This window comes from Flavilitoribacter nigricans DSM 23189 = NBRC 102662, from assembly GCF_002646595.1.
Classification (GTDB): domain Bacteria; phylum Bacteroidota; class Bacteroidia; order Chitinophagales; family Saprospiraceae; genus Flavilitoribacter; species Flavilitoribacter nigricans.
In genome coordinates this window covers 12877-25200 of sequence record NZ_PDUD01000057.1, presented here as the reverse complement: position 1 = coordinate 25200, position 12324 = coordinate 12877, and the positions used below count along the sequence as shown (strand labels likewise).

Sequence of the window (12324 nt, the reverse complement as noted above, 5' to 3'; positions counted from 1 at the left end):
CGCAAAAGATTCATGGTTTTGATTTAATTGCGACCAATTGTTCATTTACCGCTAAGCAACGACTGCCTGGAGCGAATAGTTCCCGATCCGTTTACTGGCCCGCAATTGGAGGCGGCGACCAAACAAGTGGAAATCCGGTAAGGTGAAATATGACCGCTACAGCTATTGAATCGACCTTAACGCAGCTTTCGTCCCTTCCACTCATAACGCCGGACCAGATTAGCCAGCAGCCCAATACCGGCAATGTACAGGATGTGCAATAACTGGGACGGCCAGAAATGACGCATCAACGCTTCGCGCTGAAAATAACGGGCCGCCCGCCCCAGCAACTGACGATCAGCAATGATCTTCCCGCCCAGCAGGATCAGACCGGGCAGTAGCCCCATCCAGCCGTAAAAAATGACCAGCACCGGGCTCAGCAAAATGCCCCAGCACAGGAAAAATACCAGCGCCAATACAACGATGATCTTTTTATCCTGATAGGTCCCCGACTTGGTGCCCCAGCGCAACCGCTGCTGGACGAACGCCCGCCAGGTCGAAACCGCCGGCGTAAGTACTGTGGCCAGCGGAGATTTGAGAAAGGCGATCCGGCCGGGGTACTGTTCTTTGATCTTGTGCATCAGTAGCATATCATCCCCGGAGGCCAGATGGTCGATACCCGAAAAACCACCCACTTCCAAGAACACCGCTCTGGGATAGGCCAGATTGGCTCCGTTACTCATATAAATGGTATCGGATTGGATACCCGATCCGGTGATCAACATGGTGCCCAGCATATCCAGTGCCTGAAAGCGTTCCAGGGGCTGCGGTTCGTACGTGAATACGACCGGGCCGGTGATAAAGACCGGATCGTGGAGTTGAATGTAGGCCACAAAAGCGGCGATCCAGTGCGGTGGCAGCAGGCAATCGGCATCGGTAGTGAGGATCCACTCCCCTTTGGCGTGCCGGATACCGTGGGATAGTGCGTTCTTTTTCCCACCTCCTGGGCCGTCGGGCCGAAGCAGTCGAACCTGCGGATGCGCCAGCTCTCGTACGATCCGGGCCGTATCATCCGTGGAATGATCATCAATTACAATGATTCCCAGTAAATGAGCTGGGAATTGCTGTCGGAGTAAACTTTCCAGGCAGTTGAGTATGTTATCGGCTTCGTTCCGGGCCGGGATCAGGACACTGACGGTGGTCTGCGGCTGAAAATCCGGCGGCAGTTGCCATTCCGGGATCCGTTCCCAGCGGTCCAGCAGAAACCGGATCAGCCCAAAATAAGCCAGACCGGTAATGATTGCGAGCAGAACGAAGAAGGCCAAGCCGGAAAGTTTGTGGTTATAAGTTGGGGTCCGCAAACCCGGACCCGTTGCTATCCGGTGAAGTTAAAACAAATCCGGCAGGGGATAAAGAGAAGAGGAAAGTGTAGGTAGAGAGACGCTTAAAGCGCGTCTCTCTACCTGCGGTTAGGAACCGGTATCAACGACCGGATCAACTGAAAAGATCATCGTACTCATTGTCCTTCGGACGATTGGTTTGCCGTGGTCGGGGTTCTTTCTCCATCGGCGGCAAACGCAGCGCCTCGTCATTGAACTCCTCTTCGTCCTCTACGATCTCTTCGAAATCGATCAGTTCGCCCCGAACCCGGTTCTCTTGCTCCTGCCGCGCATCTTTTACTTTTTTGCGGAACAGGGCTTTACCGAACAGGAAACTTGCCGTGAGCGGGAAGAGTAAGGCCGACAAAACAATGGCCCCGATCCCCATCAGGGGGTTGCGTTTTACCATACCGCCCAGCCATTTGGCGTAGCCCAGAAAAACCGTATGATCGATGATCAGGGAGGCGATGAACAGCAAAGGAGAAATGAACCAAAGGATCTTAAAAACGATCTTGGTCAGGTAAAACAGTACTAAAAAAAATAATACGGCCATGATGATCCCCGTTATGGAGCCAAAGGGATTACCACCGGTACCGAATCTTCTTTGATAAGACATAATTTATTTTCGCTTGGATATAGTTTTAAAATTAGAACCTATTTTGAATTTGTTATCATAACCCAAGGGGTGAAATCCAAAAATGTTCTTAATCAATTTAAGTTGCCGGGCAACTGAAAAGAGTCCAGCATAGATCTGTGGAAGCAGGGAAGTCCGGGATCGGTTTACCTAACTCCCCGTTTTCCAACGCTTTTCGCGGGAAAGGTCTACGCGCACTCTTTAACCATAGAACACAAAATTGTAATAAGAGGTCGATATGCCTATGGGAAATTAGACCAGCGGGGCCTTTTCACCCGATAATGTTAAGGAATCTTTTGATAATCGGAACAATTTTGTCTTTCCGTGATAATTGATTTAATTTTGAATGGATTTTCCCACATTGATATTCCTCTGAAAAGTATATCCGAATATCTAACTGGTAAACCGGCATCGTACTGGTGTTGGCCCGGATACCGTAAAATAAAATCGAATAATGGTAAAGTTCTTTAGTTTTAGCTGGCTGGTTGCTGTTCTGATCGGCGCCACTACCCTGATGCCCGACAGCGGGAAAGAGATTACGTTGGTCGCCGAAGTCACCGGCTGCGGCAATACCATGCATCTGTATCAGTTTGACGGTTTTGGTTTCAACCTGGTACAGTCCGCGGACATCGCCGACAAAAGTTTCCGCTTCACCCTACCGGAATCCGATCCGCAGTTTTATTACCTCGGCCCCACCGAGCGCAAAGCGGTCCCAATTATTCTGGGGCAGGAAGCGTCCGTCAAGGTAGCGGGCAATTGCGGCCAACTGCGGCAACTGGCCTTCACCGATTCTCCCATCAACGACGGTTACCGGGAATTGAAGGATAAAATGGAAGCGTTCAACCGGCAGAATTCCATCCTGATCCGCAGCATTCAGACCACCCGCGTAGATCAGGAGAAAACCGACGATCTGATGACCCAGCTCAAAAGCCTGGATGATGAACGACTCGGTTTTTTGAAACAACTGGAAGAAGAAAATCCCCTCTTCGGCAGCATCGCTTCCCTCAATACTTATCTGAGCTTTCCCCACAACGGCGAAGCGTACGATAATGAACTGGGTTATTACGCTGAGGAATTTTTCCGCTTTGCCGATTTTGAGAAAGACATCTACAGCCGCATCCCCTGGACGTACGAAAGCTTTAAAGGGTATGCCACCACCCTTAGCAGCGTAGGTATGGAGGATGACGCCCACCAGTTATACATCGAAAAGGCCCTGAACCGCATCCCGGAAGCTTCCGCTACCCAAAAAATGGCCTACGCCGGGGTACTGGCGGCTTTGAAGCAAAAGACCCACGGCAACTACGTATATTTCAGCGATAAATTCATTGAGACCTTCCAGGAGTCGGATCCGGAAGTGACGGCGCAAATGAAAAAAGAACTGGAAGATGCCCGCAGTCTGATGGTGGGCGGTACCGCTCCGGATTTCACCCAGGAGACGCCCGAGGGCGAAATGCTTACCCTGAGTGATCTGCGCGGCAAGGTGGTACTGATCGACTTCTGGGCCAGTTGGTGCGGCCCCTGCCGGAAGGAGAATCCCAACGTCGTACGGGTATACAACCAGTATAAAGATAAAGGCTTTGAGATCCTAAGCGTCAGCCTCGATAACAAAAAGGACCGCTGGCTGCAGGCGATCGAAAAAGACCAACTGGAATGGCACCACGTCAGTGACCTGAAGGGCTGGAGCAATGAAGTGGCCCAGACTTACGATGTACACTCTATTCCCCAAACGATCCTCCTAGACCCCGAAGGCAAAATCCTCGCCCGCAACCTCCGCGGACGCAGCCTGGAGGCCAAACTGGCGGAATTGTTCGGTCAGTAAAAAAATACGGTGTAGGGAGCCGACCTGAGCAGCTCCCTACACCGTATTCCATTTCTTTTCCGCTTCCGGTTTACACTTCCTCCACGGTTCCTTCCTTGCAACGATAATACAATTGCGAACAATTGTCTTCAGTCAGCACCGTCCGGGCCAGCCGCTGGATATCGTCGGCATTGACGCGCTGGTAGTGAAAGTTTTCCTCGTTGATCAGCGCCGCGTTGCCCAGCAACTCGTAAAAGGCCAGGTTGATCGCTTTGTTGAGTACATTGAGCTCGGAGAAGGTCAGATTGGATTCCGCCTTGTTTTTGATCTTTTGCAGTTCCCGTTCGGATACGCCTTCCGCCTTCAATTCTTCCAGTACCCGCCAGATGGCCGCTTCGGCTTTTTCCAGGCTGATGCCTTCCGAGGGGCGTCCTTCGATGATCAGCAGGCCGGGATCGATACTTCCCGTCACGTAGCAATCGATAGCGGCGAAGAGATGTTCCTGTTTCAGCAGACGCCGGTACAGGCGGCTGGACGGACCGTTACAGAGGATATCCGACAGCAGATCCGCCGCGTAGTAGTCCGGATGCAGCCGGTCGGGAATGTGAAAGGCCAGATACAGGGCATCCGTCGGAATGTTACTCGATTCGCTGATGCGCTTTTCCAGGCGCTTCTGGGGCGGTTCCGAGGGCAGTCGGCGCAGCGGCACTTCCCCTTTGGGGATCTCACCAAACCACTTCTGGGCCAGCGCGTACACTTCATCGGGATCGACCGAACCGGCTACGACCAGGATGGCGTTATTCGGCCGGTAGTATTTGAAATAAAAATCTTTGACGTCGTCCATGGTCGCATCCTCCACGTGTTTGGGGACCTTCCCGATGGTCGGCCAGCGGTAGGGATGCACCTTATAGGCCATATCCGACAGATGGTGCCAGGCATCGCCGTAGGGCTGATTCAGGCAGCTTTCCTTAAATTCTTCCACGACTACTTTCCGTTGTACGTCCAGGACCTGTTCGTCAAAGTTGAGACTCAGCATCCGGTCGGACTCCAGCCAGAAGGCCGTTTCCAGGTTCTCCGCCGGCAGTACATCGTAGAAATTAGTGATATCGTTATTGGTGAAGGCGTTGTTCTCTCCGCCCGCCAGTTGGATAGGCTCATCAAAGTCGGGAACATTGGCCGAGCCGCCGAACATCAGGTGCTCGAACAGGTGGGCAAAGCCCGTCCGTTCCGGGGATTCATCTCGGGAACCGACATTATATAACACGTTAACGGCTGCCATTGGGGTACTTTCATCCCGGTGTACCAGGATCTTCAGGCCGTTATCCAGTTCAAATCGCGAAAATTGTATCACGCTTTTTATTTTTTTTGCAAATGTAGGACAAGATTCACACAATTTCCAGGGTCAGGAACAACCACTCCCCGAAATTCCGGGCCGACTTTCAAACATCGGCCGCATTACACACCAAAATAAAACACATCTGCATCTTATGGGTTGAAACCCACCTCTTTAAATCTAGAGGCGAAGTTTCCACCGACTGTCGTAAAGCTCCATTGGGTATTTTATCCACAATGGTTGGATCTACTGAACAAAGGGACTAAACGATAAAAATCGATACTGTTGTGAGGACACATTTTTCCAGCGTGACCTGGCTCATTCTGGGGCTGGGCTTTCTTTTTGGTTGTCAATGGACGCCCTCCTCTGAATCTACGGTTGAAAACTACTGGCTAAAGGGAGACACGGTACTGATCAGATTGCGCGACGGCTCGGGCTGGCGACTGGATCTCTACCAGGAAGGCAGAGGCAGCGTTCGCTACGGGCGACACCCTAACAATATACTGACTTTTGAACGGACGGGCTTTGATTTCGATTCGCTGCGCTGGCGACTTACGGACAGCCACGACCGGAGCCAGAAACCGGGCGTGTTCCGGCGTCCGCCCCGTATCGCCTTTTTACTTAACGATACGGAGCGGGAGGAAAGCGAGATCCTGCAGGATATTGACTTGGGTCGCGAGGTCTTTGAACTGGCTTTCGAAGCCGGGCTGAACGGCAAAGCCGACCTACGGGCCAAAAGGCGAATGCTGAAACTCTTCCGGAACAATCCTCCGTTCAGCAACTGAATGGCCCGATCCCGTCGATCTGTCGGTGATGATTGGCCGTCGCTACCAGGTCTTTAACCGTCCGGACCTGCCCTTGCCGGCAGTTGCCGGTCATCACTCCACTTACCTAAAGATCTGGTAGTTTTTCGACGACTCCGCGGGGGCGTCCGGCTTCGGCCGGGCGCCTTCCGTTTTTAAAGTAAAGCTACGGCCGACTGCGCTGCGCCCGCAGACGGGCACTGAGATCGGCCACCAGATCGGCGTGTTCCGCCTTTTCCGCTATGTTGACCGTCTCCTGCGGATCCGCCAGATGATCGTACAACATCCGCCCAATCGATTTCCCATCTTTATCGAACCACTCGGTGTACAGGTACTGGTCCGTCTTAACGGCGTCGGCGCGGATCCAGCGACAATAAAGCGCTTCTTTTCCCGGCGCGGTGGGATCGTCCAGCAGCGGCACAAAACTATCCCCCTGTAAATGGCCCGGCCGGGGCAGTCCTGACAGATCACACAGCGAGGGATAAATATCGACAAACTCCGTAAGCGCACCGATCCGCTTCCCACCACTGCGGCCCGGCACCTTAATGAATAAAGGGGCCTGCATGGCCACATTGAAGGTCGAGTGCTTGCACCAGAGGCCGTGCTCACCAAGGCTCCAGCCGTGATCTCCCCAGAGGACCACGATGGTATTTTCATCCAGTTTCAGGCGTTTTAGTTCGTCCAGTACCATACCGATCATGGCGTCCGTGTAGGACACACTGGCGTAATAGCCGTGGACCAGCTTTCGGGCCGTGCTATCCGCCACCGGACCTTCGTCCGGTATCCCGGCGTAGTGGCGCAATTCTCCGAAATTATGGTAGGCCTGGCCCGGAGCCGCCTCCGGCTGATCGGGTACCGTTGTGGTAGAGATCGATGCTTCCGGATAGAGATCCCAATATTTAGCCGGCGCGTTGAAGGGCAGATGCGGTTTCATAAAACCCAGGGCCATAAAGAAGGGCTGATCCTGACCGGCCAGGGTCTGTAGGGTCCGGGTGGCCCGCAGTGCGATCTTCCCGTCAAAATAGGCGCTGTCCGGAACAGCCGCCCGCTCGTAAGCCGGTCCGCGTTTGTCGTCGCCGTCCTTATCCAGCGCCACATTCTGCGGCAACTGATAATCGCGCCAGCTCGCCCCGGGGCCCAGATCCAAAGCGGGATGCCAGGGTGCATCCGTCCAGCTGTCGGCTTTGTCATCGCGATGGTGAAAAACCTTGCCGTAGCTGAAGGTCCGGTAACCGTTCTCCCGGAAATGCTGCGGCAGGCTGATGGCGTCCGGTGCATCTTTGTCGGCGTAGGTATTGTAATTCAGAAAACGATCGGGTTTCGGCCGCAGTCCCGTCAGCAGGCTGGCCCGCGAAGCGCCGCAAACCGGCACATTGCAGTAGGCGCGTTCGAAAAGAAAGCCTTCGGCCGCCAGCTGATCCAGGTTGGGCGAAATAATCTGCTGTTGCCCGTAGCAATTGAGTTCCGGGCGGAGATCATCGACCGCAATAAATAAAATATTGGGTGGCTTGGCGGCGGTGTTCGCCTCATCGGCCTGGTTTTGGCAACTGATAAGCCCAAGCAGGAAAGCCAGCGTTAAAAGAGTAGAATAAATGGTTTTCATTTTGTCGTAAATATGGCAGACTTAGAAAATTAGGTAACTTTCCGAGTCTTGTTTTTAAATCTTACTACCTTTAGAAATATACTATATGCATTCATGATCAAAGATAAATTTCCACTTTTTTTCACCCTCGTCCTTTTGTGGGCTTCCTGTAGCGAACCGCTACCGGATGCTGTCCTGGCGGCCGAAGCGGAGCTTCCCGAGCAGCTCGATTTCAATATCCACGTCAAGCCGATCCTCAGTGATCGCTGTTTTGCCTGTCACGGACCGGATAAAGCCAAAATAAAAGCGGGCCTACGGCTGGATCAGGCGGAAACCGCCTACGCGGAACTGCCCGAGAGTCCCGGAAAACGGGCCATCAAACCGGGCTCCATCCGGGGCAGTGAGCTGGTACAGCGCATCGTCTCCAGCGATCCGGAACTGGTAATGCCGCCGCCCGATTCCGAACTTCATCTCAGCGATCGGGAAAAAGCCGTGCTCATTCGCTGGATTGAACAGGGGGCCGTCTACAAACCCCACTGGGCCTTCATACCGCCCCAAAAACCAGACGTTCCTGAGACGTCCTTCCCCGACCAGGCCAACAATCCGATCGATCACTTTATCCGGCAAAAACTGGAATTAAAGGACTGGGAGCCGGCTCCCGAAGCGGATCGGGAAATGCTGCTGCGCCGGGTGAGCCTGGACCTGACCGGCCTGCCGCCTACCGTTGCCGAAATGGACGCTTTTCTGGCCGACTCTTCTCCGGATGCTTACGAACTGGCCGTGGACCGGCTGCTCGCCTCCCCCCATTACGGCGAACGTATGGCTGCCGACTGGATGGACCTCTCCCGCTTTGCCGATACGCACGGATATACCGTAGATCGCTACCGGGATATGTCTCCCTGGCGGGACTGGGTGATCCGGACTTTTAACGAAAATATGCCCTACGATGAGTTCGTCACCTGGCAACTTGCCGGCGACCTGCTGCCCAATCCTACCCGGGAGCAGATCCTGGCGACAGCCTTCAACCGCAATCACCAGCAAAATATGGAGGGCGGCATCGTCGAGGAAGAATTCCGGGTGGAATACGTCGCCGATCGCACCAATACCCTGGGTAAAGCCTTTATGGGGCTGACCATGGAATGCGCCCGCTGCCATGACCACAAATACGATCCGATCAGCCAGAAGAATTATTACGAGCTGTTCAGTTTTTTTAACAACGTACGGGAAGCTGGACAGATCAGTTGGGACAATGCAACGCCCGTGCCCACCATGCTGCTCAGCGACGAACGGGTAGACAGTATCCGGGCCGTAATTAGCCGGGAGATTGCTGGAAAAAAACGGGATATTTCTGACTGGGAGCAGGCGCAGCGAGCGGATTTTGACCAATGGCTGGAGGAAGGGCGTCTGCACTATAGTCCGCCATCTGTACCAAGAGGGCTGGTAGCACATTTCCCGCTGGAGGATGAACGACTGGCCAACCTACTCCCTCCCTACCAGCAGGGACAAATGAAAACCCAACGGGTAAGCACTACGCCGCAAATGGCGGAAACGGAAAAAGGCCGCGGGCTGGCCCTCGACGGAGATGCCTGGCTCGACCTGGGCACGATCGGCGCGTACGAAAGATCCGAACCTTTTTCCGTCAGCATCCGGGTGAAGGTCCCCGCGGGACTGAAGAATGGCGTTATTTTCCATAAGAGTATCGGAGCGGCTCTGTACAACTGGCGCGGCTATCACCTCGCCCTAAAAGACAATCGCCTGGAATTACTGATGGCCCATACGGCCCCCTACAATGCCATTATTGAATACGGCCCCGACCTGCCCCGGGATCAATTCGTCCACCTGGCCGTCACCTACGACGGTTCCAGTAGCGCCGCCGGGTACCGCCTCTTTCTGAACGGGGAGGAAGTTGAGACGGAAGTAGAAAATGATCATCTGTATAAAAGTATTCTCTTCAATTTCGGCGGGCAGGCCGAAGCCGGTCTCCAGATCGGTGCCCGCTGGCGCGGTATCGGCATCAAGGGAGCCGTGGTTAATGATGTTCGTGTCTTTGACCGCGAGTTGAGCCCGCTGGAGATCCGCCAGGTGATGACTCCTGACCAATTTCAGGCCATCCTGCAAAAAGCTAACGACCAGTTGACCACTGCCGATCAGCGGGAACTTCAGCTCTACTACCTGACCACCCTTGCCGACGGGCGCAACCAACACTTGGCCGCGCTGCGGGAATTGCGAAAGAATGTACACAGCACTACCGATACGTTGCCGGAACTTATGGTGATGCAGGAAATGGACGTGACGCGCCCCGCTTTTATTCTCGATCGCGGGCAGTACGATGCCCATGGAGAGCCGGTAACACCCAACACCCCGGAAAATATATTGCCTTTCCCGGATGATCTGCCGCCGAACCGGCTGGGATTGGCCCGCTGGTTATTCCGCGAGGACCATCCGCTGACCGCCCGGGTGGCCGTCAACCGGCTCTGGCAACAATTCTTCGGACGGGGACTGGTGCGGACGGCGGAAGATTTCGGAAATCAGGGCGAACTCCCGTCCCATCCCGAACTGCTGGACTGGCTGGCAATCACCTTCCGGGAATCCGGCTGGGATATCAAACAAATGGTAAAACTGATCGCCATGTCGGCCACCTACCGGCAATCATCTATTGCATCGCCCGATCTGGCCCGGGATGATCCGCAGAACAAATGGCTCGCCCGGGGTCCCTCGCGGCGACTTACCGCCGAAATGCTGCGGGACAATGCCCTCGCGGCCAGCGGATTGCTGAGCGAAAAGATCGGCGGACCCAGTGTAAAACCCTACCAGCCGGACGGCCTCTGGCGGATCAACGGCGGAAATTACCAGACCAGTCCGGGAGAAGACCGCTACCGGCGTAGTTTGTATACCTTCTGGAAACGCACTGTCCCTCACCCTACCCAGGCCACTTTCGACGCGCCGGCCCGGGACAACTGTACGGTACGTCGCCAGAAGACGAGTACCCCGCTCCAGGCCCTCGTGCTGCTCAACGATCCGATCTATCTGGAGGCCGCGCGACTATTGGGCCAGCGGATCTCCACCGAGGATGATCCGGAATCGGGCATTCAGTCGGCTTTCCGGCTCATGACCGGGCGGAAGCCCAGCGACGAGGAATTGGCCGTCTTACTGGAATTGAGGGAAAACGAATTCCGTAAATTTCAGGAACATCCGGAAAAAATGACCGGATGGCTCAACGCGGGAGAAGCCGAGAATGATCCGGCACTGCCCCAACCCCAACTGGCGGCCAATACCGTTGTGGCCAGCACCATTATTAACGCCGATGCGTCAATCATCAAAAGATAAGTGGAATGAATTTGGACTGGAATGATCTGGAAAAACAAATGGGCAGAAGACACTTTCTGACCAAAACCTCTCTCGGGCTGGGTGCGATGGCTCTTGGTTCGCTGGTCGGCTCCTGTAAGCAAAGTCCGGGCACCAAGGCTCCCCACTCCGATGAGCTGGAAGCGGCCCAGGATGAATTTCTGGCTACACTCCCCCATTATTTTCCCCGGGCCAAGCGGGTAGTTTATCTGTTCATGAGTGGCGGCCCCTCTCAGATGGACCTTTTTGATTACAAGCCGGAGCTGACGGGTATGCACGGCCAGGACCTGCCCGATTCCGTCCGTCGGGGGCAACGCCTGACGGGTATGAGCGCCGGCCAGTCCTCCATTCCGGTGGCGGCTTCCGTCTTCGATTTCGCGCAACACGGACAGTCCGGAGCCTGGATCAGCGAATTGCTGCCCTATACCTCCGAGATTGCCGATGAGCTGTGTTTTATCAAATCCATGCATACCGAAGCGATCAACCACGATCCGGCCATCACCTTTTTTCAAACCGGCAATCAGATTGCCGGTCGCCCTTCGATCGGGTCCTGGGTGAGCTACGGATTGGGTTCGCTCAACGAGAACCTGCCGAATTTCATCGTACTTGTTTCCAAAAATGCCAGCGGGCAGCCCCTTTATGCCCGCCTGTGGGGAAATGGTTTTCTTCCGACCCGCCATCAGGGGGTACAGTTCCGCTCCGGCAAAGATCCCGTGCTATACCTCAATAATCCGGAGGGATACGACGGCCGGGATCGGCGGGAAATGCTGGATTACCTGAAAAAGCTCAACGAATTCCAGCGCGACGCCTACCACGATCCCGAAATTGACAACCGGATCGCCCAGTACGAAATGGCCTACCGGATGCAGACCTCCGTACCGGAAGTAACGGACCTTTCCGGCGAGCCCGACTGGGTATATGATCTCTACGGCCCGGACAGCCGGGACCCGGGCACCTATGCGGCCAATTGCCTGCTGGCCCGGCGACTGCTCGAAAAAGATGTGCGTTTCATCCAGTTGTACCACCAGGGCTGGGATCAGCACAGTTTCCTCAACAACTCGCTGCGCAATCAGTGCAAAAAAACGGATCAACCCACGGCAGCCCTGATCAAGGACCTGAAACTGCGGGGACTGCTGGATGATACCCTCGTTATCTGGGGCGGTGAGTTTGGCCGAACGGTCTACTCCCAGGGCAAGCTGACGGGAGAAAGTTACGGTCGGGACCACCACCCCCGTTGCTTTACGATGTGGATGGCAGGAGCCGGGGTGAAACGCGGTTTTAGTTTCGGGCAGACGGACAATTTTGGGTACAATATCGTCAAGGATCCCGTACACGTGCACGACTTCCAGGCCACCCTAATGCATCTGCTGGGTATCGACCACGAACGCCTGATCTACAAATACCAGGGACGTCGTTTCCGATTGACGGATGTGCACGGTAATGTGGTGAAGGATATTCTGGCCTGAAACGG

Annotated in this window: 8 protein-coding genes; 4 read left to right on the top strand and 4 right to left on the bottom strand. The window is 54.6% G+C overall.

What is annotated here, in order from left to right; all coding sequences use genetic code 11:
• Positions 1-176: 176 nt before the first annotated feature.
• Together CRP01_RS37730 and CRP01_RS37725 are read right to left on the bottom strand one after the other, a co-directional pair.
• A complete protein-coding gene (locus CRP01_RS37730; RefSeq protein WP_170110720.1) occupies positions 177-1304 on the bottom strand; it encodes a glycosyltransferase in 1128 nt (375 codons plus the stop codon).
• Between the two features lie 169 nt (positions 1305-1473).
• Positions 1474-1974: a hypothetical protein gene (locus tag CRP01_RS37725; protein WP_099155280.1), complete on the bottom strand. Its 501-nt coding sequence runs from the start codon at positions 1972-1974 to the stop codon at positions 1474-1476.
• A 472-nt stretch (positions 1975-2446) separates the two neighbouring features.
• Between CRP01_RS37725 and CRP01_RS37720 the strand changes: the two genes are divergently transcribed.
• A complete protein-coding gene (locus CRP01_RS37720; protein WP_233752828.1) occupies positions 2447-3811 on the top strand; it encodes a TlpA family protein disulfide reductase in 1365 nt (454 codons plus the stop codon).
• Positions 3812-3881: 70 nt separating this feature from the next.
• Here CRP01_RS37720 and CRP01_RS37715 read toward each other — a convergent pair whose 3' ends face one another.
• Positions 3882-5141: a M16 family metallopeptidase gene (locus CRP01_RS37715; RefSeq protein ID WP_099155279.1), complete on the bottom strand. Its 1260-nt coding sequence runs from the start codon at positions 5139-5141 to the stop codon at positions 3882-3884.
• Between the two features lie 269 nt (positions 5142-5410).
• On the opposite strand from CRP01_RS37715, the gene CRP01_RS37710 reads away from it, so the two are divergent.
• On the top strand, positions 5411-5908 hold the full coding sequence (locus CRP01_RS37710; RefSeq protein ID WP_143473717.1) for a hypothetical protein: 498 nt from the start codon (positions 5411-5413) through the stop codon (positions 5906-5908).
• 184 nt (positions 5909-6092) lie between these two features.
• Here the strand turns inward: CRP01_RS37710 and CRP01_RS37705 are convergent, their stop codons facing one another.
• Positions 6093-7529, bottom strand: a complete 1437-nt coding sequence (locus CRP01_RS37705) for a sulfatase (RefSeq protein WP_099155277.1) — start codon at positions 7527-7529, stop codon at positions 6093-6095.
• A gap of 93 nt (positions 7530-7622) precedes the next feature.
• On the opposite strand from CRP01_RS37705, the gene CRP01_RS37700 reads away from it, so the two are divergent.
• Positions 7623-10835, top strand: a complete 3213-nt coding sequence (locus CRP01_RS37700; RefSeq protein ID WP_099155276.1) for a DUF1553 domain-containing protein — start codon at positions 7623-7625, stop codon at positions 10833-10835.
• Positions 10836-10840: 5 nt separating this feature from the next.
• Positions 10841-12319: a DUF1501 domain-containing protein gene (locus CRP01_RS37695; RefSeq protein WP_099155275.1), complete on the top strand. Its 1479-nt coding sequence runs from the start codon at positions 10841-10843 to the stop codon at positions 12317-12319.
• Positions 12320-12324 lie beyond the last annotated feature (5 nt).